Below are 23,513 nucleotides of genomic sequence, written 5' to 3'. Positions count from 1 at the left end.
CGTATCCGTCCACGACCTTTGGATCGATCCGGACTTCCATTCGTGGACGCGCCTGCCCGATCCTGAGCCGCTCCATGCGGTCTTTGTCGGTCTCCGTCCGCCCCTCGGTCAACCGCCGGACCTCCGCCCGGAGCCGGCGCCAACTGGGGAAACCGTAGTCACGGGCGAGATCGCGTTGCGCCGTCGCGAACTGCGCTGTCGGGTCGGCGGCGCGCATCTGCTTCAACCGAGACTTGGCTTCATTTCGCAGGTGTTCGAGGTTGGGGCGGTCGGGGAGTGCGCGGGGGCAAGCGCCGCTCGACGGAAGCGTAGCCGTCATCGAATCCTTCCTTCCTCAGCGCCCTTTGTCCGCGTTCTCGGGCAGGAAGTCGGGGAATGATCAGACGACGACGAACGGGCTGAGCCCTTCACGCGGACCGTTGGCTTATCCTGAGGCCGAGGCGATGTTAGGATCAGGTCCGCAAAACGACGAGAGGGGCCGCCGCCCGTCCATGGCGGACCCTCACGGGCCAGTCGGGCAAATCCGGTTCCGGCCGCTCATGTCGGAACCCTTCTTCAGTCGCCCAAACGACCAGGATCCGCCGCATGACCCGCCCCGCCCACGCGGGCAACCTGCTCGCGAACCTGCCCGACGCCGCGGCGGGCGAGGTCTTCACCGAACTCCTTGCGCGGCCGGGCTGCCGGATCGAGCGTATCGTCTCGCAGGGCCAGGTCACGCCGCCGGACGAGCCCTATCGCCAAGCCCACGACGAGTGGGTGCTGCTTCTCGCGGGTGCGGCCCGCGTCGCGCTGGCGGGCGCTGAGGTCGCGCTCGGGCCGGGCGATACCCTGTTCATCCCGGCCGGGTGCGTGCACCGCGTCACCTTCACGGATCCCGACCGGCCGACGGTCTGGCTCGCCGTCCATCTCGGCGAGAACGATTGCCCGGCCGGGGCCTAGGGCTTCAGATCGCCGCGGCCGGGTCGCCGCCGAGGGGATTGCCCGCATCCTCGTTGCGGTCGTCCGCCGCGTGCCGTTCCCGGCGCGCGCGGCCGCCGCGGTCGAGCAGCGAGCGGCCGAGCGCCCGGAAGGGGGCCGTGAGGCGGCGGGCATCGTCGGCGCGCTCCATGAAGCGCTCGCCGTTGCGGATCTCCTTGTCGAGGCGCGCCATGGTGCGCGCCAGGGCCGGATCGTCGTCGTCCAGCCAGACCTCCACCGTGCGGGCGAAGGCGATGACCACGCCCTGGAGCTTGAGGCGGCCGAGCGGACCCTCGGTGTTGATGCCGGCGGCGGCCAGCATGAAGCGGTGCGAGTTCAGCGCGACGCCGTTCAACGCCAGCATCGAGAGCGGATCGCCGCGCAGGGCGTAGGAGATCCGACGCAGGGCGTCCTTGTAGGGCGTCATCGCGTCGAGGCGGCGCATCAGCACGTCGAACAGGCGCTCGCGGGTCGGCTCGTCGGCGAGATCGGCGGTGTCGCCCTCCAGCACCGCGCGGTCGATGAGGCGCGACAGGCCGCCGAGTACGGCGCCCTTCGAGGGGAACAGGTCGCGGAACTCCGCCAGCGTCAGGCCGGCCTCCCGGGCGATGTCGCCGATCTCGATGTCGTTCCACGGCTGCTCGGCGGCGAGCCGCATCAGCGCCTCGACGGCCGCCTCGCGTGGGGGCAGCGCCTTCTCGGGCGCTGCGGCCGCCACCGGCAGGGTGTCGGCGGAGTCCGTCTCGGTCGTCTGGGTCTCAGGCTTGGGAGAGCCGGGGCGTTTGGCCATGGTCGTGCGATCCTCGTCCAATCAGGCCTTCATGTAGGGTCCCGCGGCCGGATCGTCAGGTCCGGCTCAGCCCGCGAGGGCCCCGGCGCGGCGCCGCGCCGCGTCCACGGCCTCGCGCATCAGGTCCGGCAGGCCGCCGCTGCGCATCAGCACCGCGAGGGCTTCGGCGGTGGTGCCGCCCGGCGAGGTCACATCCTGGCGCAGACGCGCGGCGTCCCGGGGATCGGCCGCGAGGAGCGCGGCGGCCCCCGAGACGGTTTCGCGGGCGAGGCGCGTGGCCATGTCCGCGGGCAGGCCGGCGGCGATGCCCGCCTCGGCCATCGCCTCGGCCAGGAGGAAGACGTAGGCGGGCCCGGAGCCCGACACGGCCGTCAGGGCGTCGATCAGCCCCTCGTCGTCGAGCCACTCCACCAAGCCGACGCTGGCGAGGAGCGCGTGCGCCTGCGCCCGCTGCCCGTCATCGACCTCCGGGCTGGCCACCGCGCCGGTGGCCCCCCGTCCGATGCTGGCGGGCAGGTTCGGCATCGCCCGCACGATGGCGCGGGCGCCGGGCAGGCGGTCGCGCAGGTTGGCGATGGTCTTGCCCGCTAGCACCGACACCACCAGGGTTCCGGGACCGATCAGCGGCGCCAGCGCGGGCTCCGCGGCGTCCAGCCCCTGGGGCTTCATGGCGAGCACCAGGGCCTCCGCGACCGGGGGCGCGGCGGGGTTCAGGGCGAGCCCGCGCGCGGCGCAGAGCGCCTGCAGTTCGGGGGAGGCCTGCGGATCCAGGATCGTGGTCCGGGCGGGGTCGAGCCCCCCCGCCAGCCAGCCGGAGAGCATGGCGCCCCCCATCTTGCCGGCCCCCACCAGAGTGAGGGAGGCGGGGAGGGCGGCGTCGACGGGCGCGCTCACGCCTCGCCTTCGGTCTCGAACAGCACCGCGTCGAGGGCCTCGCGGGCGGACTTGCCGGCCCAGAGCACGAACTGGAAGGCCTGGTAGTAGCGCTCGCAGGCATCGACCGCCGACTTCAGCATCATGGTGCACTGGCCCTGGGTCGGGGCCGCGCCGCCGGTCAGCAGCAGCGAGTGGCGGAACATCACGACGTTGTCGGTGGACCACAGGTCGAAATGCCCGACCCACAGCTGCTCGTTGACCAGGGAGACCAGCGTCAGGATCTCGGTGCGCCGGCGCTCCGGCACCTTGAGGTCGAAGGCGGAGGCGACGTGGAGCGCCTCCACGTCCTCGATCCAGGTGAAGGCCACGTGGTAGTCGGCCCAGCGCCCGGCGACGGAGACGGACATCTCGTCGGTCTCGGCCCGGTCGAAGATCCAGTCGCGCAGCGACGCGAGGCGCTCGACGATGTCGAGGGGATGCTCGTGCCGATCGTGATCTTCGATGTGGAGTTGGGTCATGGCGGTCCAGTGTGTCGATCTCGTCGAAGATCGGCGAAGTCGTTGTGAAACGCGCTCCGGTGACCGTCGGCCCTCTGTTCCGGACTTGCTCCACGCCCACCCGGACGGGTGTGGCAGGGAACGATTCTGTTCGGTTCAGGGCGTTTCGGGGCAGGAGCGAATCAGGTCATGACCCACTATAGACCGTGCCGGACTCGCGTTTCAAAGCGGCCCGGGAAGCCGGTGAACAGGAAAGCGACCGTCCACCGTTCCTTCCTGTGCACAAGCGTGGCGGGGCCGGAGCCCCCGCGAATCAACCTGGAATCAGATCGCCTCGCTGGCTCCGGCCACGGGCTCGGGGCCGAGTTTCGCCTCGAGCGCGGTGATCCGGGCGGCCAGGGCGTCGTTCTGGCTGCGCAGTGCCGAGACGAGGTCGCGCAGCACGTCGAGCTCCTCGCGGGAGGCGATGTCCATGTCGCGGATCAGGCGCTCGACCTGGGCCTTGAACACCGTCTCCGCCTCGCGGCGCACGCCCTGCGCGGCGCCGGCGGCATCGGTCATCAGGCGGGCGAAATCGTCGAACAGCCGGTTCGAGCCTTGCATCGTCGTCTCCCGGAGCAATGAGGCCGCCATCCGTCCGTGACGGCCACGAGACCGGCGCCTGTGCGGCACGACATAAGAATCCCCGCGCGTCCCGGCAATCCGCGCCGGTGCTTCGAGAGCCCCGACGGGAATGTTTCCGCCGTTGTCCGATGGGGCCGCGCGAAACAGGCGTTTACAAAATCCTGCCCCGCCGGCCCTTCGAACTCCGGGCGTGCCGGCGCATAGTCGCGCGTTGACAGATCCGCAGGAGAGCCGGGCACCGGCCCCGGATGCGGAGGGAGCCGCGATGCTCGGGACCATGACGCAGACGACCACGACCCATCCGCACATCCTCCTCGTGGAGGACGACCGCGAGATCAGCGCCCTCGTCGCCCGCTACCTGCGCGCCAACGAGTGCCGGGTCAGCCTCGCCGGGGACGGGGCAGCCATGGACAAGGTCCTGGCCGATGCCCGGGTCGACCTCGTCGTGCTCGACCTGATGCTCCCGGGCGAGGACGGCCTGAGCCTGTGCCGACGCCTGCGCGCCACCTCGCGCATTCCCATCCTGATGCTCACCGCCAAGGCCGAGGAGATCGACCGCATCATCGGCCTCGAGATCGGCGCCGACGACTATCTCGGCAAGCCCTTCAACCCGCGCGAGCTCCTGGCACGCATCCGCGCCATCCTGCGGCGGGGCTCGGGCACGGAGGCCGAGGCGGAGGAGGGCGTACGCCGCCTCCACTTCCTGGGCTGGACCCTCGACGTCTCCCTGCGCCAGCTCCTCAGCCCGGAGGACGCGCGCATCGCCATCACGGGGGCGGAGTTCGACCTGCTGCACGCCCTCTGCCTGCGTCCCGGCCGGGTGCTTTCCCGCGACCAGCTTCTCGACCTGACGCAGGGGCGCGCCGCCGGCCCGTTCGAGCGCAGCATCGACGTCCTGATCAGCCGCATCCGCCAGAAGATCGAGCCGGATCCGCGCAACCCGGAGATCATCCGCACCATCCGCTCCGGTGGTTATCTCTTCACGCCCGAGGTCACCCGTACATGAGGCCCCCCTGGAGCCGCCTGCGCGCCCTCGTGCCGTCGAGCGTCGCCGGGCAGATCGCCCTGCTCATCGTCGCCGCCGTGGTCCTGGCCCACGCCATGGCGACGCTGGCGTTCTTCACCCTGCGCGAGCCCTGGCGGCCCGACGACCATCCCGGCGTCGCCGCGAACCGCCTCGCCACCGTCGCCCGCCTCCTCGACGGTGCGAGCCCGGCCGATCGCCCGGCGCTCCTGGCCAACGCCGCCCGGATGCTGCCGACCCTGCGGATCGAGCCCTGGGACGCGGCCGATTCCGGGGCCGCCGCCACGGAGCCGGCCGGCGGCGATCGGATCGGCGATCATTTCGTGGTCCAGCGCCTGCGCGACGGCTTCGGACGCCCCCTCGCCATCACCGACCTGTCGGCGGCCAAGCGACCGGCGGAGGCGCCCACGGGCGTGCGCGTGGGCCTCGCGACGCCGGGCGGCGCCCGGCTCTCCGCCCTGGTGCCGGACGACGACCGCCCGCCCATGCGGCAGGGCGCGATCATCTTCACCTTCGTGTTCCTGGGCGTGGCCGTCTCGCTGATCTGCCTCTGGGCCACGCGGGCGCTGACGGCGCCCCTGGCGCGCCTCGCCGAGGCCGCGGACGTGTTCGGCACCCGCATGAACCTGGTGGATCTGCCCGAGAACGGCCCGCGCGAGGTCGTCGCCCTGTCCCGCGCCCTCGACCGGATGCGGGCCCGCGTGCGGCGCCTGATCGACGACCGCACCCAGATGCTCGCGGCCATCAGCCACGACCTGCGCACCCCGATCACCCGCCTGCGCCTGCGCGCCGAGTTCATCGAGGACGATCACGCGCGGACCATGACCCTGCGGGACCTCGACCAGATGAACGGCCTCGTGGAGGCGGCCCTGTCCTTCGTGCGGGACGGCCACGGCCCGGAGGGGGGCGCGAAGATGCTGATCGACCTCGCCTCCATCGTCCAGACCGTCGCCGACGAGTTCGCTGATATCGGCGCCGACGTCCGGGTGGCCGAGACCCGCCACGTGCTGGTCCAGGGCCGACCGGAGGAGCTTCAGCGCGCGATCATGAACCTCGTGGACAACGCGGTGAAGTATGGCGGCGCGGCGCGGCTGACGGTGACCCAGACCGAGCGCGGCGTCGCCGTGGAGGTCAGCGACGACGGCCCCGGTATCCCGGAGGCGGAGCGGGACGCGATGCTCCAGCCCTTCGTGCGTGGCGACCGGGCGCGCAACCTCGACACCGCCAGCGGCTTCGGCCTCGGCCTGTCCATCGTGCTCGCCATCGCGGATTCGCACGAGGGTCGCTTCACCCTGCGCAACCGGACCCCGCGGGGCCTCACGGCGCGGATCGAATTGCCGCGCGCCGCCACCGCCCAGGCGACCCCAGCGGGCGTCACGGTCGATGCGGACCACCGCGCCGCCGCCGCCTGATCGCGCCGGAGGGGCGCAGAAGCAAAGGAGACCCGCCCCTCCCGGGGCGGGCCTTACCGCGAGGCCGGGCGCTCCGCGCCGGCTTGCGTCACCCCGTCAGGGCGTCAGCAGCGCGGGCCGCCCGAGGTCTGGCCGTATTGCTGGACCGGGAAGTTCTGCTGGTTGGCGTTGCCCTGGCTCGCCGAATTGTCCGCACAACGGCCGGTCACCGGGACGTCGTAGGAGCGGATCGACCCCGTCGTGATGTCGTCGTAGCGCGAGGCCGGCACATCGCCGTAGGTCGGCGCGACGCGATCGAGCGCGAAGCTGCCGGTCGCCGGGGCCGCAACGGCAAGAACAGTCGCGGCGGCGAGGGCGAAAAGACGATGTTTCATCGAAAGAATATCACTCTTGTGGGAGGCGAGGACCGTATGTCCCTGCGTCTCGACTGCGGTGAGGGTGATATGGGACGCGTCCGACCGGGACGACGTGCCACCGCGCACGTAGGCGCGGCGGGGCGCCGACGCTGTGCCCCGGACCCTTGTGGCCCCGACGTCGCGGCGCTTCGGAACGCGGAGGTTCAGAACCCGGAGTTTCGGAACCCCGAGTTTCGGACCTCGGAGTTTCGGACCTCGGGGCCTCAGAGCTCGGGACCTTAGAACTCCATGTCCAGTTCCTCGATCTCGTCGGGCTCCCGCGCCGCGTCCGCCGCCCATTCCGTCATCAGCGGCCAGGCCAGGATGGTGTCGCGATAGGCCTCGGTCCGGCGCGGCAGGCTCACGTCGTAGGTGCGGAACCGCGTGCACACGGGGGCGTACATGGCATCGGCGAGGCTCGGCGTCTCGCCGAACAGGAACGGTCCGTCGTAGCGCCCCAGGCATTCGTCGACGATCGTGATGATGCGCTCGATATCGCCGCGCGCGCCGTTGAAGATCCTGAAGTTGGCGTGGCGCGCCTTGAGGTTCATCGGCAGCGCGGAGCGCAGGTTGATGAAGCCGCCATGCATCTCGCCCGAGATCGAGCGGCAATGGGCGCGCGCCACCGCATCGGGCGGCAAGAACCCCGCCTCGGGACGGATCTCGTTGAGATACTGGGCGATGGCGAGAGTGTCCCAGACGATGATCTCGCCGTGGACCAGGCGGGGCACGAGGAACGACGGCGACAGGTGCAGCAGCTCCGCCCGGGTGGAGGCGTCGTTCCCCGACAGAAGCTCCGTCTCGAAGTCGAGGCCGGCCATGCGGCAGACCAGCCAACCCCGCAGCGACCACGACGAGTAGTTCCGGCTTGAAATCGTCAGCGTTGCCGCGGGCATCGATCCGTCCCCCCTGTTGGTCCCTCGCCGACACGTGATCCAAGACTTGTGCCGCCCGAGGCCCCGACACGCAGGATGTTTCCGGTTCACCCGCCGCATGCTCGGCGGACACGGGAGCTTTTTCCCACCGTGACGGTTGACCTTTCACAGTCACGACCACCGGCGATCCGTTGTTCACCTGTTATTCCGATGCGACGTGCGACATGTCTCCGGTGATGCATACGCACAACAATCGCAGGATATCACACGTTAAGGCCGTTGCGTCCGGGCCCAGCCTGCCGCAGCCTAGCGCCTCATCGTCGGCGGCTCTGCCGTCGCGCCCGCTTGCCGCGGACGATCTGCGATTTGACCGTTCGCGTAGGAGTTCGGGCTGCATGCTCTATCGTGCCTTCGATGCCCAGTCGGATCTGGCGGAGCAGACGCGCGCCTGGGGACGGCTCGTCCACGACGCCGTCTCGCCCTGGACCGCGGCCGGCTTTAAGGAGCCGCTGAGCTGGTGGTCGGCCGGTGCCCGGATGATGATGCGGGCCGGCTTGACCTTCTCGCGGCCCGCCTACGGCATCGACAGCGTGACGGTGGGCAACCGCGAGGTGCCAGTGACCGAGGAAACGGCGTTCGCGACGCCGTTCGGGACCCTGCTGCGGTTCAAGAAGGACATCGACACCGATCAGCCCCGCGTCCTCGTGGTGGCGCCCCTGTCGGGCCATTTCGCCACGCTGCTGCGCGGCACGGTGCGCACCCTGCTGCCCGATCACGACGTCTACATCACCGACTGGCACAATGCCCGCGACGTGCCCCTCGAGGCCGGCCCCTTCGGCTTCGACGACTATGTCGACCACCTCGTGCAGTTCCTCGGGGTGATCGGGGAGGGGGCCCATCTCGTCGCCGTGTGCCAGCCGGCCGTGCAGGCTTTGGCCGCCGCGGCCGTGATGGCGCATTCGAAGGACGTGGCGCATCCCCGCAGCATGACGCTGATGGCCGGCCCGGTGGATTGCCGGATCTCGCCGACCTCGGTGAACCACCTCGCCACCTCGAAGCCGATCGCGTGGTTCGAGAAGAACCTGATCGCCACCGTGCCCGAGCGGCACAAGGGCGCCGGGCGGCGGGTCTATCCGGGCTTCATGCAGGTCTCGGCCTTCGTCTCGATGAACGCCAAGCGCCACGTCCAGGGCCATGCCGACCTGTTCTGGCATCTCGCCAACGGGGAGACCGAGAAGGCGCGCCAGATCGAGGGCTTCTACGACGAGTATTTCGCCGTCCTCGACCTCGCGGCGGAGTTCTACATCGAGACGGTCAAGACCGTGTTCCAGGATTACACCCTGGCCAAGAACGAACTGACCTATCGCGGCAATCCGATCGACATGGGCGCCATTCGCAAGACCGCGCTCATGACGGTCGAGGGGGAGCGCGACGACATCTGCGCCGTGGGCCAGACCATGGCGGCGCACGACCTCTGCTCCAGCCTGCCGCACCACATGAAGAGCCATCACCTCCAGGCCGGCGTCGGCCATTACGGCGTCTTCTCGGGCCGCAAGTGGGAGAGCCAGACCTACCCGCTGGTGCGCAACTTCATCCAGTCGCACAACTGAGCCGACGGCGTCCCGCCGGACCATCCCGACGGCGCGGGCGACCGCGCCGAACGGTTTCGCGCGCGGCCGAACCGCTCGGATCGCGGTGCGCGCCCAGGAGACCGCCCAGCGGGGCCGGCTTCGCATCCCAACGGCAAAACGCCCTCCCCGCGGGGGGGGGGAGGGCGCCGGTCGGTGTCGACGGGTCGGGTGCGTCGTCCCGCGCGCCTCAGGCGGCGGCGAGCGCCATCGACATGGATTCCTTCTTCATCAGCTCGCGGTAGAAGCCGTCGAGGTGCGTCAGCTTGTCGGGCGACCCATCCTGGATGATACGGCCGCCTTCCAGCACCACGATCCGGTCGAAGTCCCTCAGGGTCGAGAGGCGGTGCGCGATCGCGATGACCGTGCGGCCCTTCATCAGATTGGCGAGGGCATGGCGGATCGCCTCCTCGGACTCGGCGTCGAGGGCCGAGGTCGCTTCGTCGAGGAGCAGGATCGGCGAGTCCTTGAGGATGGCCCGCGCGATGGCGATGCGCTGGCGCTGCCCGCCGGAGAGCTTCACGCCGCGGTCGCCCACGATGGTGTCGAAGCCCTCGGGCAGCGCGTCGATGAAGTCGGTGCAGTGGGCGGCGGCCGCGGCCTTCCAGACGTCCTCGTCCGACGCATCGGGCCGGCCGTAGCGGATGTTCTCGCGCAGGGTCCGGTGGAACATCGAGACGTCCTGCGGCACCACCGTGATGGCCTCGCGCAGCGATTCCTGGGTGATGCGCTGAATGTCCTGGCCGTTGATCAGGAGACGGCCGCCCTGCGCGTCGTAGAAGCGCTGCAGCAGGGAGAACAGGGTCGACTTTCCGCCGCCCGACTTGCCGACGAGGCCGACCCGCTGGCCCGGCTGGATCACGAGGTCGAAGTCGGTGAAGACGCCGCGCCCGTCCGGGTAGGAGAAGGCGACGTGGTCGAAGGTGATCTCGGCCCCGGTGCCGGTGAGGGGCTCCGCCTCCGGGTGATCGATGAGGTCGTGGGGCTGCAGCAGCGTGTGGAGCGCCTCCGAGAGACGGGCGGTGTGCTGCGTCGCGTCCACCAGCGCCACGGCGAGGTCGCGGGTCGCGGCGAGAATGCGGATGCCGAGGGTGCAGACGAGCACGACCTGGCCGTTGGTCGCCTGGCCCGCTTCCCACATGGTGATCGCCCAGTAGAGCAGGCCGAGCACCGCCAGCACCGTCAGGATGGCGTGCACGATGCGCAGCTTCTCGAGGTAGAGCAGCGACGAGCGGCGCGAGCGCATCTCCTGGCCGATGGTCCCGTCGAAGCGGGTATACTCGCGCTTGAAGGCCGAGAAGGCCCGGACCAGCGGCATGTTGCCGACGAGGTCGACCATCTCGCCGTCCACCGAGGCGGCCTTGGCGGCGAAGTCGTGGTGCAGCGGCTTTCCGGCCGCCGCCATCTTGAACATCAGCAGCACGACGGCGGCGAAGATACCGGCCAGCACCAGGGCCATCGTGAGGTTGACGGTGGCGATGTAGAGGATCGAGCCGAAGGCCGCGACGCAGGGCGGCATCACGTTGAACACGAACATGTTCTCGACCGTGAAGATCGCGTTCGAGGTGGCGGTGATGCGCGAGGCCAGGGTGCCGGGCTGCCGGTCGGCGAAGAAGGTCGGCGAGTGCCCGGTCATGTGCCGGAACAGGTCGCGCCGGATGTCGCCGGTGACGCCCACGAAGGTGAACGAGCCGACGAGGCTCGCCACGCGCCAGAGCATGTTGTCGGCCGCGATGAAGGCGATGAGAAGGGCGAGGGCGCCCCAGATCAGGCCGGCCTGCGGGCCCTTGCTCAGCGCATCCACGACGCCCTTCAGGGCATAGTCCGTGCTGACGGAGAAGCCCACGGCGCCGAGCACGGCGCACAGGATGACGAGGTGCGGCAGGGCGCGCCGGCGCAGATAGCGTCCCACGAAGGCGAACGGCCTATCGGCATAAACGCAGAGGTCTTCCATCGCGGTGACCGTCCCGGTTTCGAGGCCCGCCCGGACGTAGGGTGGACCGGCTACTGTTAAGGCGTCCTCGCGGACCCTGGTTTCCCGCGCGTGCCCCACACAGGTTTCGGAGCCCCCCGGACTCGCAACGCGAAGCGGACGCAAGCGTTGCAGTGTCTGGCGGAGGTTTGCGCGTTTTAGCGTGCAAACCTGAACGTCGCTTGAGCGGCAAGCGAATTCGATGCCGCCCGGATCCGTCCGCGGACCCGCCCGAGGTTACACCGCGGGGTCGCGGCGCGTCTCGGGCATGATGAGCGCCACGAGGGCGAAGGCCGCGAAGCCCACGATCGCGAGGCCCAGGAACGCGGTGTGGCTGCCGAGCCGATCCGCCATCACGCCGGCGAGCGAAGTGGACAGGGCGGCGCCGATGCCCATGGCGGTGCCGACCGCGCCGAGGGCGAGGTTGAAGTGGCCGGTCTTGCGGGTGGCGTCCGAGACCACGAGGGGCACCATCACGCCGAACACCGCCGCCGAGATGCCGTCGAAGATCTGCACCGCCACGAGGAGTTCCGGGCTGTCGACGTAGGCGAAGAGCAGCCCGCGGATCGGCAGGGCGGCGAAGCCGAGGAGCAGCAGCGGGCGGCGGCCCCAGCGCTCGGCCAGTCGCCCGATGGTGGGCGCCGACACCGCAAGGACGACCTGGGGCACCACGATGCAGGCGGCGATCAGCGCCGTGGCGGTCTCGCTGGCCCGCAGGGTCAGCATGCTGCCCACGAGCGGCAGCATCGCCGCGTTGGCGAGGAAGAACAGGGTCATGCAGGCGCCGAAGCACAGGAGCGCGCGATTGGTGAGGAGGGCGCGCAGGCCGGCCTCGCCCTGGAGCGCGCCGGCGGTCCCGCTCGCCTTGACGTGGGCCGGCCCGTCGATCTCCTCCGGCCGGATCCGCGACAGCGCGATCAGGGTCGGCACCATCAGGGCCGCGGTCAGGTAGAACACCGCGTCGTTCGAGAGGTAGTAGCCGCAGGCGCCCATGCCGGCGGCGGCCACGGCATTGCCGAGGGCCGAGAAGCTGGCATTGCGGCCCAGCCGCTCGCCCGCCCGGGCATGCCCGACGAGGCCGATGCTGATCGCCGCGATGGCGGGGGTGAGGATGCAGCTCGCCGCCGAGTGGGCGGCCATGGCCAGGAGCACGACGAGGAAGTTCGGCCACATCGCCAGCGCGAAGGCGCTCAGCGCGATGGCCACGACCGAGAAGCCGGCGGCGAACCGGCGCGCGTGCACCGCGTCCACGAAGGCGCCGCCGGGCACCTGGCCGAGCAGGCTCACGAGGCTCCCGACGGTCAGCGCGAAGCCGATATCGGACTGCGTCCACTTCGCCTGGGTGAAGTAGACGGCCAGGAACGGGCCGAAGCCGGTCTGGAGGTTCGCCACGAAGAACGCGAACCCGTCGAGGCCGCGCGTGCTCCGGCGCGAGATCACCTTCATGTCGGCCGGGTTCTCCGCTGCCGTCGCCGACGGGGCGTCGTCCGTGAGGGCGTCGCGGCGCGGGAGCGACCGCGGCCGGAACTCCGGACGCGCCACCTCCCGCGGCTTGAGGGCCCGGCGATCCTTCGGAAGCGGGACCGTCATCGATCCGGCGACTTCTCGGCCGGTTTGTCCGGCGCTTTCTCAGGCGCCGGCGCGGCGACCGGGGCGGGCGGCATCGTGGCGGCGGGCGCGGTCGTCGGGGCGGGACCGGCGGCCGGAGGCGACGCGACGGGCGCCGGCGGCGCGACCGGACCCTGGACCGGGGCCGCCGCCTGCTCGCCCTCGGCCGGAGCGGCCGGGCTCGCCGGGCCGAGCACCACGATCGGCTCGCCCGGCTTGTATTCCGGCGAGACGCGGACCTGGTTGCGGCTGAGCTGGAGCACCGGCCGGCTCGCCTTGCCGTCGGTGGTGAAGCGCATGGCGCGCCAGTCCACCGCGATCTTGCGGGAGCCGACGCCGAGGAAGCCGCCGAAATCGATGATGGCCGCGCGCGGACGCCCGTCCTTGTCGAGGATGATGTCGATGATCCGCCCCATATCCTCGCCGGTGGAGCTGCGCACGGCCTTGCCGAGGACGCCCTCGTAATCCTGGGTGTCGAGAACGGTGGCGGGCGTGCCCGTCGCGGGCGCCCCGGCGGCGGGCGCGCTCGGCGCGGGCGGGCCGGCCACGGGCGGCGTCCCGGGCGCCGCCGGCTGGGCGGGCGCCGGGGCAGGAACCGGAGCGGGTTGCGCGGGCGCTTGAGCCGGCTGCGCTTGGGTTGGCGGCGCCGGCGTCGGGACCGGGGCGGACGCCGGCGGCGTGGACGAGCCCGTCGTCACCTCGCCGGAGCTCGGCGCGGCGTCCTTGCCCGGCGCGGCCGGGGTCTCGGCGGCCGCGGAGGCGGCCAACAGGGTGATCGTCGCAGTGGCGATCATCCGGACAGTTCTGAACACGCGCGTTCCCCGAATGGTGCGTCTCGCCGGCCTGACACAATGGAAGCTTGGGCGGCGGGTTCCGCCTGACGGGCGGTTCCGGCCTCATTGCGCGTGGACCAAGGCGAAGTTGTGGATGGGCGGCAGGAAGGGACGCGCGAGCGGCGTCCCTTCCTGCCGATCCCCGGGGAGGGATGACACGGACCCCGGGGACAGCAGGACGACGCGATCGCGCGCAAGAAACGGACCGGGCTGCGACCGATCTGGGTTCCGAGACCAGCACTCTGGCACCGGGCCAAGCGTGGCCGCAATCCTCTTGCGCACCGGAGCGTGTCTGGTTTTCGACAAATCTGCGTCGTACAGAGGCGAATAGCTTGCGTGGGCGTCCGAATGCGGTCGCCGGTGTTACCGAGGACCAGACCCGATGTCCCTTCCGTCCAGAGCCTGCGCCGTCGCGCTCGTTGCCGCCGCGCTCGCCGGGTGCCAAGCGCTCGGCGGCGGCGGCGGCGTGATGCCCGAGACGGAGGTCGGGCCGCCGCCCTCCATGCGCGGCGCGGTGCCGGGTCCCCAGCGCAGCCGCTCCGCCGAGGTCGACCCCGACGGGGGCCCGCTGCAGACCGCGCCGACGCGCCGCCTCAACCTGCCGAGCTCCGCCGGCGGCCAGAGCCGCGCTGCCGCGAACGAGGAGCGCCGGATCCGCCGCGAGGACATCGAGGGCGAGACCACGAGCCGGTCGAGCTCCGGCGGTCTCGCCCCCCAGATGGGGCAGGGCGGCAGCGTCGGTCTCGGCGGCAAGTTCTGACGACCGGGTTCGTTCTGACGACCGGGACCTGAGGGCCGAGGTCGGAACGGAACGTCCACGTCCGAAGGTCCGGCCCCGCGACGCCGCCCAGCCTCGCGGGGGCCGGATTCGCGCGGGTGTCGCGCCGCGTCGGGGCGCGCCTCCAGACCCCGACCGAAACCCGCGGAGGCTCCGGCCCTTACCCGACGGGAGTGCGAGGAGATCCGCGCGGCGTCCGAACAATTCGGACCCGACGCCGTGACTGATGGACGTCACCCCGTGGGGGATGGCCCGCGCGCCGGCCTTCCCCCGGTCCTGTTCAGTCTTCGGTCCGGTTCGTGTTCGCCGACAACTGCAACACGAAAGGTTTCGGTCCTGGGCGGATGCGTGACAATTTGATTGTCCGGCGCCGTTGCTGTCGTCCTGCGACTGTGTAATCCTGAGATGGTGCGCCGCTCGCGCGGCGGCGGAGGAGATTCGGTCTCGCGTCGTGCCGGCGATGGCGGCGAACCCGCCATGGGACGAGTGCCTCGCGACCCTGCGAGCGGGAGGCATCGTCATGGATCACGATACGATGCGGCGGGCGACCGCCGAGTTCTTCGGAACGTTCTGGCTGACCTTCGGCGGCTGCGGCGCCGCGATCCTGTCGGCGGCCTTCCCCGAACTCGGGATCGGCTTCCTCGGGGTCGCCCTGGCCTTCGGACTGACGGTGCTGACGATGGCCTACGCGGTGGGGCACATCTCCGGCGGGCACTTCAATCCGGCCGTGACCCTCGGGCTGTGGTCGGCCCATCGCTGCGCCAACCGGCACGTCCTGCCCTACATCGTCGCCCAGGTGACGGGCGCGCTCCTGGCGGCGGGCGTTCTCTATTCCATCGCCTCGGGCAAGGCCGGCTGGGTCCCGAACGGGTTCGCGGCGAACGGCTACGGAGATCTCAGCCCGGGCAGATACAACCTCGCGGCCTGCCTCGTCACCGAGGTCCTGACGACGTTCTTCTTCCTCGTCATCATCGTCGGCACCACCTCGAAGGGGGCTGCGACGGGCTTTGCCGGCATCCCGATCGGGTTCGCCCTGGTGCTGATCCACCTGATCTCGATCCCGGTGACCAACACGTCGGTCAATCCGGCGCGCAGCACCGGTCCGGCCCTGATCGCGGGCGGCGAATACGTGGCGCAGCTCTGGCTGTTCTGGCTCGCGCCGATCGTCGGTGCGATGGCGGCGGGCGCCATGACGCGCTGGCTCTATGAGCCCGCGGACGTCGTGGACACGACGGTGGTCGAGAAGGGCAGCGCGATCTGACCCCGGCCACCGGCGCCGGGCGCTGCGGGCGACGGAAGGCTCCCGCGTCACGCAGGGCTTCCGTGCCGAGCCCGGCGGTTCCACGCGGGGCGGAGACGCCCTAGATCGCGGAGGTATGGCGGGCCTGCGCCCGCCGGGAGTCCCCCTCGTCCGCGATGCCCTCGTCTTCCGCCCGGTCCGCTCCCGGCCCGTCCGATCCCGCCCCGACCGGCCCCGCGGCCGGCCGACGCCGGCGGATGCGCGCGGCCGCCTTCCTGCGGGGGCGCGGGACGCTGACCAATCCGGGGCTCGACCTCACGCGCCTGCCGATCGGCCTCGACCCCCGCGGCCTCAGCCTCGTCGACGGGGTGCGGGCGGCCCTGGCCTTCGGCCTCGTCATCCTGCTGCACGAATGGTTTCCCTGGCCGCCGCTCCTCACCGTGGCGCTCGCCGCGAATCTCGCGTGCTTCGCCGATGCGGGCGGGCCGATGCGCTCGCGCCTCCTCGTGCTCACGGTCTTCTCCCTCCTCGGCGGAATGATCTGGGGGCTGTTCGGCCTGATGCAGCCGCTGGGGCCGGTGCCGGTGGTGCCGCTCGCCGGCATCGTCATCTTCGGCTGCACCTATGCCCGGGTCTGGGGGGTGCAGGCCCAGGCCGCCGGCAACGTCCTGGTCCTCGTCCTGTGCTTCGCCCTGGACCGGCCGCTCACGCCCGACCAGGCCCTGGTGGCCGGGCTGGTCTTCACCGCCGGAGGCCTCTGGGCGACGCTGCTGGCGCTCCTCCTGTGGCGGCTTCACCCTTATCGCCCGACGCATCGCGCGGTGGCCGAGGTCTGGCGCCGCCTGACCCGCCTCTGCGACGATCTCGAGGACCTCGCCTCCCTGGCCTGGCCGGAGACGCTCGAGACCAGGACCGCCCCCCGGGGCGGCGCCCGCCAGATCTTCGACCGCCAGACCTTCGACCTGCAGGCCTTCGACCGCCACGCCCGGGCCCATCGCCGGGGCGTGCGCGAGGCGATCGAGCAGGCCCGCACGGTGATCGTCGACCTCGCCCGCAGCCGCGAGCGCATCTCCGACCGCACGGCCCAGGCCCTGATCCGCCTGGAGGCGGCCGAGCAGATCTTCGCCGCCCTGATCGCGGTCTCGGACCTGATCGAGGGCGAGCCGGACCCGCGCCGGCGCCGCATGGTCCGCCGCTTCCTGCGCCGCCTGCGTCCGCTCCTCGGGGTGATCGCGCGGGCCATCCGCGACGACAGCGTGATCGACCTCGCCCGCCTGGACCGGGCGATCGACCGCAGCACCCGGCGCCTCGCCCATGACCGCGGGCTGCACGATCTCGCCACCCGCATCCTCGACCGCGTCCGCATCGGCGCCAAGCTCTCGACGCCGGACGGCTACCGGCCCGGCGGCGCCCTGCTGGGCCGGGCGAGCCTCCCCCTCGGGACCCGGCTCCTCGGGCCGCTCAGCACCAACTTCACCGTCGCCTCCGCCAACCTGCGCCACGCCGTGCGCGCCACCGTGGTGGCGGCCCCCGCCCTCTGGGCGACCCTGGTCTGGGCCGGACCGTTCGCCCACTGGCTCACCATGACGGTGGTGCTGACGATGCAGCCGTTCTACGCCGCCACCTGGCAGCGGGCCCTGGAGCGGATCGGCGGCACGGTGCTCGGCGGCCTGATCGGGGCCATTCTCGCGAGCTTCGCCACCTCGCCCCTGGTCCTGGCCGCCCTGGTCTTTCCCTTGAGCATCATCGGCTTTGCCGCCCGGCAGGTCAGCTACGGCGTCTTCATCGCCTGCCTGACCCCGCTCGTGGTCCTCCTCGTCGAGGTGGTGGAGCCCGGGCACGGCTCCTGGGAGGTGGCGGGCATGCGCGCCCTCCTCACCCTCCTCGGCGGCCTGATCGCGGTGGCGAGCGCCCTCGTGCTCTGGCCGATCTGGGAGCCCGACCAGGTGCGCCTCGAGCTGCGCAGGGCGGTGCGGGCCCATGCGGCCTTCGCCCGGGCGGTTCTCTGCGCCGGACCCGAGGCGGAGGCCAGCGGCCTGCGGGCCCAGGCCGCCCGGGGCGCCGGCCTCGCCCTCAACGACCTCGAAGCCGCGCTCGCCCGCGCCCTGCAGCAGCCCCGGGCCGGGCGACACCCGCAGGTGGAATCCGCCATGGTGGCGGACGCCACCCTGCGGCGGATCTCGGCCCGCCTCACGGCCCTGCGCTACGCCGTCGAGGTGGCCGAACCCGAGGCCCTCGCGGCCTGGAGCGGCTGGATCACCGCGACCCTGGCGAGCCTCGGGGGCGAAGGCGAGGAGACGCCGCCGCCCATGCCCGCCGTGCCCCGCAGCGAAGGCCTGACCCGCCTCGTCGCCCAGATCGAACTGCTGGGCGAGACCCTGGCACCCGCCGCGGCGCGGAGCCCCCGCGGGTAGGCGCCGGCCCATCGTCCGGCGCCCCCGACCAGGCCCGCCGGCCGGCCGCACGATTCGTGCGCTGCGGCGCGCGTGCCGGGCCGCTCGCGAAACCGTGATCGATTTGCCACATCCGGCCCGTCCGAGGCCGTCCCTGGTATCCCAGAGGCCCGAAAATCGGACCGGGATCACAGGACGCCGAACCACTTAATCCAAAATTAACCATTTCCTTAAAGAAACATTTCCAACGCAAGGCGACGGACGGCAGCGAATAGATCCTCTTCAAGAGAGGCCGCTGCGAAGTCATCATCAAGTAAAACCTGGATGCCAAGGGCGAACAACGAAGTCGCTCCGCTTCCAAGGTGATCGTCCGGTGGGCTTGCAGAACAGTTCGTTTTCGGCGGGGCGCTGAAATGTATATCGTTGTCGATGAGAGGCACTCGGTGGCCGCCGAGTACGTGGCGGGCTTCAACGCGCAGGCGGTTCCGGCACGCAGCACGAATGCGGACGACTTCCTGGCCTGGCTCGCCGGAAACCCGGCCGATGCTCTCCAGGGGATCGTGCTCGGCGAATGCGCCGATCGCGCCAGCCGGACCGCCAGGATCCGCAGCTTCTCCCAGGCGCCGATCATCGCCCTCAACGAGACCCGCTCCCTGGAGCAGACCCTCGACCTCTTCACCGCCGGCATCGACGACGTCGTGCGCCGCCCGGTCCATGTCCGCGAGATCCTGGCCCGGGCCGAGGCGATCCGCCGGCGCGGCATCCGCGGCGAGATCCAGGCGCCCGCCGCCCAGGATCGCAGCGGCCGCCTCAAGGTGTTCTCCGACGGCCGCGACCCCGAGATCGACGGGATCAGCCTGATCCTGCCGCGCCGCGAGCGGCACATCCTCGAGTATTTCGCCGGCCATCGCGGCCGGCAGCTCAGCCGGGCGCAGATCTTCACCGCGGTCTATGCCGACCACGGCACCGACGTCGAGGAGAGCGTGGTCGAGGGCCACATCAGCAAGCTGCGCAAGAAGCTGCGGATGCGCCTCGGCTACGACCCGATCGAGGCCAAGCGGCTGGCCGGCTACACCTTCGTGGGCTGATCCGCGCCCGGGTCCCGCCGCGGTCGCGCACCCTCCGGAATGCAAAAGGCCACGCCTCCTCGCGGAGGCGTGGCCTGTCTTGCGTGGAGCGCCCCGGAGTCCCCGGGGCGCCGTTCGGCTTAACGGAAGAGCGAGAGGACGTTCTGGCTCGCGGCGTTGGCGATGCTGAGGGCCTGCACGCCGAGCTGCTGCTGGGTCTGCAGGGCCTTGAGCTTCGTGGACTCCTCCTCGATGTCGGCATCGACGAGGGTACCGATCGTCCGGTCGTTGGCCTTCATCAGGGTGTCGATGAACGACTTCTGGCCGTCGATCTGGGTCTTGTTGGCACCGAGCTTGGTGCCGGCGTCGGTGACCTTGGCGATCGCCTTGTCGACCATGTTGATGATGCTGCTGAGGTCGGCGTCGCCGGCGGTCCCGACCAGTTTCGAGATGTCGAAATCGGCGACGGTGTAGTTACCCGTGACCCCTGGGGTGGTGTAGGTGCCGCCGGCCGTGTCCAGGATACCCTTGCTCACCACCGTGGTCGCATCCGTGCCGGTTGCCAGCTTTCCGGTGGCCGTCGCGCCACCATAGCCGAGGTCGACGGTGTTGGCTGCGGTGGTGTTCACCTGGAGGGACTCCGGCGAACCGACCGTGCTCCGGGTAAACGTGAGGCGGCCCTGGGTGTCGAGACCGGCGGTGACCTTGCCGGCCAGATCGACTGAGCCGGCGATCTGGTTGTTGATCGCCGAGAGCAGCTCATCGGTGGTCACGCGGGCCAGGTTCGAGACCGCCGAGGTGAGGCTGGCCTTGTTGAGCGTGATCACGGCCGCGGTGGCGGAGCCGTCCACGCGGATGTCCAGCGCGACCGTGGCGGCGCCCGAGAAATCGGCCGTGCCCCGGTTCGCGGGCGTTGCGTCCGCCGGACGGAAGGCCGCCAGACCGGTCATCGTCTGGGAGCCGAACACCTGGGCGGCCGTGCCCGGCACGTCCACGCTGGTGCCCGCGTTGGCGTCGTAGAGCTTGATCTCGTTGACGTTGATCTTGACCGTCGAGAACGCGATGTCGCCGTCGGCCTCACGCGAGAACCCGGCGATGACCAGGCGATCCTTCTGATAGGTCGATGCGGAGGAATCGACCGAGAGCCAGTTCTGGCCGCTCGACACCGACGACTTGGCGGTGCTGTCCATCTTGTTCTGGATGGCGTCGATTTCGACCTGCACCTTGGCGCGGTCGACGCCGGGCTGCAGGGCCGTCTGCAGCTTGGCGCGCATGTTCTGCAGATCGGAGATCGCGGAGTTCAGGCCGTTGTAGGCGGTGTCCACCGCCGAGGAGCCGAGGCCGAGGGAGTCCTTCACGGCACCGAGCGAGGCGTTGTCGGTGCGGACCGTGGTGGCGATCGACCAGTAGGCGGCGTTGTCCGCGGCGCTCGAGACGCGCTGGCCGGTCGAGACCCGGTTGCTGGTCATGTCGAGCTGGGTGTTGATGCTTTTCAGGGTCGTCAACGCCGTCATGGCGGCGTTGTTGGTCAGCAGGCTGGTCATTGCGAGGATGTCCGGTTGGCAGGAATTGCAAGGAATTCGTGTGCGTAGCCGAGCAATACGCCCCGAGGGCTAAAGATCTCTCTCAGGAGAGGTCAAGTATTGCTTCATACATCCCGGAGTTTCACCGGACCGGTGGGACGACATCATGTCTATAGGTCCACGAAACCTATCCACCGCGTTCGTATCGAGGGGCTTCCGTCCCGCTCCGGGACAGTCGCTTGCCGATGAGGCGACTATGCCCGGTCCGGCTTAGCAGGAGCTTAAGGCCGATCGCCCGGGCCTGTGCCCGGATGTGCCGCAGGCCCGCGGGACGCACCCCCGAGGGGAACGGTTTCAGTCCTGGGCCAGGAAGGTCACGCCGGCGAAGTCGGCGCGCTGCCAGCGCAGCCGGACCGCGACGGTCCGGAGTTCGTGGCCGGCGATGACGAGATCGAAGCACTCGGGCAGGGGGGTCGGGCGCGGCAGGCGCAGGCTCGCGCCCTTCGGCGAGAGGTCCCGGACGATGCAGGGCACCAGGCTCTCCGGGCCGAGGACGATGCGGCCCTGCTGCATCACGCGGAAGCGCTTCGGCGAGGGCGTGCGCGCGGGCCGGTCTCCCCGGGCAACCGCCTCCTGCCAATCCGCCATCGTCCCGCCGTCCCGTCCGCGACCTGCGGGCAGGCTTAACAGCGGGTTTCCGGACTGTCGATCCGGGCCGGATCTTAACGGCTTGGTAACTATAACATGTGAGTGTTTTGGCTCGTCCGCCGGCTCCCCTTGCGATGGCCATGACCCCGACTTTCTCCCGTCGCGCCGCCACCCCGCTCTCGCCGCGTCCCGGCTACACCCGTCCCTCCGCCGGGGCCGAGATCCTGCGCCGGTCCCGGGCGGCCGCCGTGGAGCGTGCCGCCGTCGGACTCTGCCTCGGCCTCGCCGTGGTTTCGGGCACCTTCGCGGCCTTCGCGATCACGGGCGCCTCGAACACCTATTCGGTCCAGCCGTTCCTGCCGGCGGTGGGCGGCGGCTTCGCCTGGAAGCGGACGGCGACCCCCGTCCGCGAGGCGGCCCTCGACCTCGATCCGACCACCACCGGCGCGCTGCCCGATCCCGTCCCGCCGCGCGCCGACGAGCCGCGGGGCGACTCCGCCGCGAAGGCACGGGCCTACGTCCTGCGCCGGGTGACGGAGGGCGCGGCCCTGGTGGAAGGCCCCGAGGGCCTGCGCCAGGTGGTGCCGGGCGCCGTCCTGCCGGGCGCGGGCCGCATCCTCTCCATCCGCGCCACCGGGTCCGGCTGGGTCGTGATCACCTCGGAGACGATCATCGGGCCGACCCCGCTGTGACGGCCGCCCGCGGCCCGGTCTCGGCGCCAGCCTCCGGCAAGCCCCGCGGCCTAGGCCGGACGGGGGCCGCCCCGGCTCCGTTCCGCGACGCCTCGGGCGCCCGGCCGTCCCGCCCCTCTCTTTGCAATCCGGCGATGCCACCGCGCCGCACGAGCGATCGCGCCCTGCCATGACGAGCACCTTCACGAGCTACCGCCTGATCGCCCGCGACCTCGACGGCACCCTGGCGCGCAAGGCCGCGCAGCCCGACGTCGCCCGCGAGACCGCCTACTACAAGGCGAAGATCGGCGACGTGAAATCCATCGACGATTTTCTCGGCGACCGGCGCCTCTACGCCTACGCGATGAAGGCCTACGGCCTGGAGGACATGACCTACGCCAAGGCGTTCATGCGCAAGGTGCTGACCGAAGGGGTCTCGGATTCGAAAGCCTTCGCCAACCGCCTCGCCGACGACCGCTACGTCGCCTTCGCCAAGGCCTTCGACTTCAACACCTACGGCGCCTTCACGACGACGCTGCCCGCCGCCACCACGGACACCACCGCCGCCTACCTGCGCCAGAGCCTGGAGACCGATGCGGGCAGCGAGGATGCCGGCGTGCGTCTCGCCCTGTACTTCGCCCGCATGGCGCCCACCGTCTCCTCGGGCTACGGCGTTCTGGGCGATCCGGCCCTGTCGCAGGTGGTCAAGACCGTCCTGGGCCTGCCCGACAGTTCCAGCGCGGACGGCATCGCCGGCCAGGCGGCGATCATCGAGAAGCGGGTGGATCTCGCGAGCTTCAAGGACCCGGACAAGCTGCAGCGCTTCGTGCAGCGCTTCACCGCGATCTGGGATGCCCAGAACAACGCGGCGTCGGCCCCCGTCCTCAACCTGTTCGCCGATTCCACCGCGCAGGGCCTCGACGCGAGTCTGCTCCTCAGCCTCCAGCGCATTCGTTTCGGGAACTGAGGCGCCATGCAGAACGCCCTCTACGTCTCGCTCTCGGCGCAGATCGCCCTCGACAAGCGGCTGAACGCGGTCGCCAACAACGTCGCCAACCTGTCCACCAGCGGCTACCGCGCCGAGGACACCAAGTTCACCGCGCTCCTCGCCCAGGCCACCAAGGGCGCCGTCGCCTTCGCCTCCTCCGGCGACACCTACATCTCCCAGCGGGCCGGGCCGACGATCAAGACGGACAGCCCCCTCGACGTGGCGGTCCAGGGCGAGGCCTGGTTCGCGGTGCGGGGCGCCAAGGGCCCCGTCTATACCCGCGACGGCCGCATGACGATGGACGCGCTGGGCCAGCTGCGCAGCCTCACCGGCCAGCCGATGCTGGATCCCGGCGGCGCGCCGATCCTGCTCGATCCGCAGGCCGGCCCGCCCACCATCGGGCGCGACGGCAGCGTCTCGCAGGGCATCAACCAGGTCGGGGCCATCGGCCTCTTCACCCTCGACCCGAAGACCACGCTCACCCGCGCCGAGCCGAACGGCGTCAGCACCAGCCTGCCGGCGGTCCCGGTGCAGGACTTCACCCGCATGGGCATGGTCCAGGGCTATGTCGAGGGCGCCAACGTCAACCCGGTGCTGGAGATGACGAAGCTCATCACCATCCAGCGCGCCTTCGAGAGCGCGGCGACGCTCAGCGCCGAGACCGAGACCACCTTCTCCGGGGCGATCCGCTCCCTGAGCCCCCAGGGCTGAGCC

Annotated in this window: 22 protein-coding genes; 11 read left to right on the top strand and 11 right to left on the bottom strand. The window is 70.9% G+C overall.

What is annotated here, in order from left to right; all coding sequences use genetic code 11:
* Positions 1–585: 585 nt before the first annotated feature.
* Positions 586–939, top strand: a complete 354-nt coding sequence (locus tag ASF20_RS11390) for a cupin domain-containing protein (protein WP_056274253.1) — start codon at positions 586–588, stop codon at positions 937–939.
* A gap of 4 nt (positions 940–943) precedes the next feature.
* On the opposite strand, the gene ASF20_RS11385 is transcribed toward ASF20_RS11390, so the two are convergent.
* The 4 genes from ASF20_RS11385 to ASF20_RS11370 all read right to left on the bottom strand — a co-directional run bounded on the left by ASF20_RS11385 (position 944) and on the right by ASF20_RS11370 (position 3,723).
* Entirely contained in the window at positions 944–1,747 is an 804-nt protein-coding gene (locus tag ASF20_RS11385; RefSeq protein ID WP_056274285.1) for a hypothetical protein, read from the bottom strand.
* A 66-nt stretch (positions 1,748–1,813) separates the two neighbouring features.
* A complete protein-coding gene (gene proC / locus ASF20_RS11380) occupies positions 1,814–2,641 on the bottom strand; it encodes a pyrroline-5-carboxylate reductase (protein ID WP_056274251.1) in 828 nt (275 codons plus the stop codon).
* Entirely contained in the window at positions 2,638–3,141 is a 504-nt protein-coding gene (locus ASF20_RS11375) for a YbjN domain-containing protein (protein WP_055957499.1), read from the bottom strand. Before ASF20_RS11375 ends, proC begins: the two co-directional genes overlap by 4 nt.
* Before the next feature lie 303 nt (positions 3,142–3,444).
* Positions 3,445–3,723 (bottom strand): accessory factor UbiK family protein, encoded by a 279-nt coding sequence (locus ASF20_RS11370; RefSeq protein WP_056213148.1) that lies wholly within the window; start codon positions 3,721–3,723, stop codon positions 3,445–3,447.
* Between the two features lie 298 nt (positions 3,724–4,021).
* On the opposite strand from ASF20_RS11370, the gene ASF20_RS11365 reads away from it, so the two are divergent.
* Both ASF20_RS11365 and ASF20_RS11360 read left to right on the top strand, forming a co-directional pair.
* Positions 4,022–4,750 carry a response regulator gene (locus ASF20_RS11365; RefSeq protein ID WP_056213417.1) on the top strand — a complete coding sequence of 243 codons (729 nt, stop codon included), beginning with the start codon at positions 4,022–4,024 and terminating at the stop codon, positions 4,748–4,750.
* Entirely contained in the window at positions 4,747–6,180 is a 1,434-nt protein-coding gene (locus ASF20_RS11360; protein WP_056274247.1) for an ATP-binding protein, read from the top strand. Before ASF20_RS11365 ends, ASF20_RS11360 begins: the two co-directional genes overlap by 4 nt.
* A gap of 104 nt (positions 6,181–6,284) precedes the next feature.
* On the opposite strand, the gene ASF20_RS11355 is transcribed toward ASF20_RS11360, so the two are convergent.
* Together ASF20_RS11355 and ASF20_RS11350 are read right to left on the bottom strand one after the other, a co-directional pair.
* Positions 6,285–6,554, bottom strand: a complete 270-nt coding sequence (locus ASF20_RS11355) for a hypothetical protein (RefSeq protein WP_056213152.1) — start codon at positions 6,552–6,554, stop codon at positions 6,285–6,287.
* A 260-nt stretch (positions 6,555–6,814) separates the two neighbouring features.
* On the bottom strand, positions 6,815–7,471 hold the full coding sequence (locus ASF20_RS11350; protein ID WP_056274243.1) for a glutathione S-transferase family protein: 657 nt from the start codon (positions 7,469–7,471) through the stop codon (positions 6,815–6,817).
* A gap of 374 nt (positions 7,472–7,845) precedes the next feature.
* Here ASF20_RS11350 and phaZ point away from each other — a divergent pair, with 374 nt between their 5' ends.
* Positions 7,846–9,060 (top strand): polyhydroxyalkanoate depolymerase, encoded by a 1,215-nt coding sequence (gene phaZ, locus ASF20_RS11345; RefSeq protein ID WP_056274239.1) that lies wholly within the window; start codon positions 7,846–7,848, stop codon positions 9,058–9,060.
* Between the two features lie 208 nt (positions 9,061–9,268).
* Here the strand turns inward: phaZ and ASF20_RS11340 are convergent, their stop codons facing one another.
* From ASF20_RS11340 to ASF20_RS11330, 3 genes are all read right to left on the bottom strand, one after another.
* Complete coding sequence (locus tag ASF20_RS11340; protein ID WP_056213159.1) at positions 9,269–11,032, bottom strand: ABC transporter ATP-binding protein; 1,764 nt, start codon at positions 11,030–11,032, stop codon at positions 9,269–9,271.
* Between the two features lie 255 nt (positions 11,033–11,287).
* Positions 11,288–12,496, bottom strand: coding sequence for an MFS transporter (locus ASF20_RS11335; RefSeq protein ID WP_244476401.1), 1,209 nt, complete (start codon positions 12,494–12,496; stop codon positions 11,288–11,290).
* A gap of 140 nt (positions 12,497–12,636) precedes the next feature.
* A complete protein-coding gene (locus ASF20_RS11330; protein WP_244476399.1) occupies positions 12,637–13,470 on the bottom strand; it encodes a PRC-barrel domain-containing protein in 834 nt (277 codons plus the stop codon).
* A 403-nt stretch (positions 13,471–13,873) separates the two neighbouring features.
* Here ASF20_RS11330 and ASF20_RS11325 point away from each other — a divergent pair, with 403 nt between their 5' ends.
* The 4 genes from ASF20_RS11325 (at position 13,874) to ASF20_RS11310 (ending at position 18,990) form a co-directional block, all read left to right on the top strand.
* A complete protein-coding gene (locus tag ASF20_RS11325; RefSeq protein ID WP_056213166.1) occupies positions 13,874–14,251 on the top strand; it encodes a hypothetical protein in 378 nt (125 codons plus the stop codon).
* Positions 14,252–14,789: 538 nt separating this feature from the next.
* The gene (gene aqpZ / locus ASF20_RS11320; RefSeq protein ID WP_056213419.1) at positions 14,790–15,530 is read left to right on the top strand and encodes an aquaporin Z; all 741 of its coding nucleotides are present in this window, start codon (positions 14,790–14,792) and stop codon (positions 15,528–15,530) included.
* 236 nt (positions 15,531–15,766) lie between these two features.
* Positions 15,767–17,923, top strand: a complete 2,157-nt coding sequence (locus ASF20_RS11315) for an FUSC family protein (protein WP_056274228.1) — start codon at positions 15,767–15,769, stop codon at positions 17,921–17,923.
* A gap of 392 nt (positions 17,924–18,315) precedes the next feature.
* Positions 18,316–18,990 (top strand): response regulator transcription factor, encoded by a 675-nt coding sequence (locus tag ASF20_RS11310; protein ID WP_056213171.1) that lies wholly within the window; start codon positions 18,316–18,318, stop codon positions 18,988–18,990.
* A 119-nt stretch (positions 18,991–19,109) separates the two neighbouring features.
* On the opposite strand, the gene ASF20_RS11305 is transcribed toward ASF20_RS11310, so the two are convergent.
* Together ASF20_RS11305 and ASF20_RS11300 are read right to left on the bottom strand one after the other, a co-directional pair.
* Entirely contained in the window at positions 19,110–20,513 is a 1,404-nt protein-coding gene (locus ASF20_RS11305) for a flagellin (RefSeq protein ID WP_056274226.1), read from the bottom strand.
* 333 nt (positions 20,514–20,846) lie between these two features.
* Positions 20,847–21,140, bottom strand: a complete 294-nt coding sequence (locus tag ASF20_RS11300; RefSeq protein ID WP_056274220.1) for a PilZ domain-containing protein — start codon at positions 21,138–21,140, stop codon at positions 20,847–20,849.
* Between the two features lie 140 nt (positions 21,141–21,280).
* On the opposite strand from ASF20_RS11300, the gene ASF20_RS11295 reads away from it, so the two are divergent.
* The 3 genes from ASF20_RS11295 to flgF all read left to right on the top strand — a co-directional run bounded on the left by ASF20_RS11295 (position 21,281) and on the right by flgF (position 23,510).
* Positions 21,281–21,832 (top strand): hypothetical protein, encoded by a 552-nt coding sequence (locus tag ASF20_RS11295; RefSeq protein WP_056274217.1) that lies wholly within the window; start codon positions 21,281–21,283, stop codon positions 21,830–21,832.
* 169 nt (positions 21,833–22,001) lie between these two features.
* Positions 22,002–22,778: a DUF1217 domain-containing protein gene (locus ASF20_RS11290; RefSeq protein ID WP_056274215.1), complete on the top strand. Its 777-nt coding sequence runs from the start codon at positions 22,002–22,004 to the stop codon at positions 22,776–22,778.
* Between the two features lie 6 nt (positions 22,779–22,784).
* A complete protein-coding gene (flgF, locus tag ASF20_RS11285; RefSeq protein WP_056274212.1) occupies positions 22,785–23,510 on the top strand; it encodes a flagellar basal-body rod protein FlgF in 726 nt (241 codons plus the stop codon).
* Positions 23,511–23,513 lie beyond the last annotated feature (3 nt).

It is taken from the genome of Methylobacterium sp. Leaf88, from assembly GCF_001422795.1.
GTDB lineage: Bacteria > Pseudomonadota > Alphaproteobacteria > Rhizobiales > Beijerinckiaceae > Methylobacterium.
Note: the sequence above shows the minus strand (reverse complement) of the source record. Positions and strands in the feature narration are given on the sequence as shown.

Coding starts and splice junctions, on each gene's coding strand:
- ASF20_RS11290 (WP_056274215.1), top strand. CDS start 22,002: ATGACGAGCACCTTCACGAGCTACCGCCTGATCGCCCGCGACCTCGAC.
- ASF20_RS11375 (WP_055957499.1), bottom strand. CDS start 3,141: ATGACCCAACTCCACATCGAAGATCACGATCGGCACGAGCATCCCCTC.
- ASF20_RS11390 (WP_056274253.1), top strand. CDS start 586: ATGACCCGCCCCGCCCACGCGGGCAACCTGCTCGCGAACCTGCCCGAC.
- ASF20_RS11365 (WP_056213417.1), top strand. CDS start 4,022: ATGACGCAGACGACCACGACCCATCCGCACATCCTCCTCGTGGAGGAC.
- ASF20_RS11360 (WP_056274247.1), top strand. CDS start 4,747: ATGAGGCCCCCCTGGAGCCGCCTGCGCGCCCTCGTGCCGTCGAGCGTC.
- ASF20_RS11370 (WP_056213148.1), bottom strand. CDS start 3,723: ATGCAAGGCTCGAACCGGCTGTTCGACGATTTCGCCCGCCTGATGACC.
- ASF20_RS11300 (WP_056274220.1), bottom strand. CDS start 21,140: ATGGCGGATTGGCAGGAGGCGGTTGCCCGGGGAGACCGGCCCGCGCGC.
- ASF20_RS11310 (WP_056213171.1), top strand. CDS start 18,316: ATGTATATCGTTGTCGATGAGAGGCACTCGGTGGCCGCCGAGTACGTG.
- ASF20_RS11340 (WP_056213159.1), bottom strand. CDS start 11,032: ATGGAAGACCTCTGCGTTTATGCCGATAGGCCGTTCGCCTTCGTGGGA.
- aqpZ (WP_056213419.1), top strand. CDS start 14,790: ATGGATCACGATACGATGCGGCGGGCGACCGCCGAGTTCTTCGGAACG.
- phaZ (WP_056274239.1), top strand. CDS start 7,846: ATGCTCTATCGTGCCTTCGATGCCCAGTCGGATCTGGCGGAGCAGACG.
- ASF20_RS11385 (WP_056274285.1), bottom strand. CDS start 1,747: ATGGCCAAACGCCCCGGCTCTCCCAAGCCTGAGACCCAGACGACCGAG.
- flgF (WP_056274212.1), top strand. CDS start 22,785: ATGCAGAACGCCCTCTACGTCTCGCTCTCGGCGCAGATCGCCCTCGAC.
- ASF20_RS11295 (WP_056274217.1), top strand. CDS start 21,281: ATGACCCCGACTTTCTCCCGTCGCGCCGCCACCCCGCTCTCGCCGCGT.
- ASF20_RS11305 (WP_056274226.1), bottom strand. CDS start 20,513: ATGACCAGCCTGCTGACCAACAACGCCGCCATGACGGCGTTGACGACC.
- ASF20_RS11325 (WP_056213166.1), top strand. CDS start 13,874: ATGTCCCTTCCGTCCAGAGCCTGCGCCGTCGCGCTCGTTGCCGCCGCG.
- ASF20_RS11355 (WP_056213152.1), bottom strand. CDS start 6,554: ATGAAACATCGTCTTTTCGCCCTCGCCGCCGCGACTGTTCTTGCCGTT.
- ASF20_RS11315 (WP_056274228.1), top strand. CDS start 15,767: ATGCGCGCGGCCGCCTTCCTGCGGGGGCGCGGGACGCTGACCAATCCG.
- ASF20_RS11350 (WP_056274243.1), bottom strand. CDS start 7,471: ATGCCCGCGGCAACGCTGACGATTTCAAGCCGGAACTACTCGTCGTGG.
- ASF20_RS11335 (WP_244476401.1), bottom strand. CDS start 12,496: ATGAAGGTGATCTCGCGCCGGAGCACGCGCGGCCTCGACGGGTTCGCG.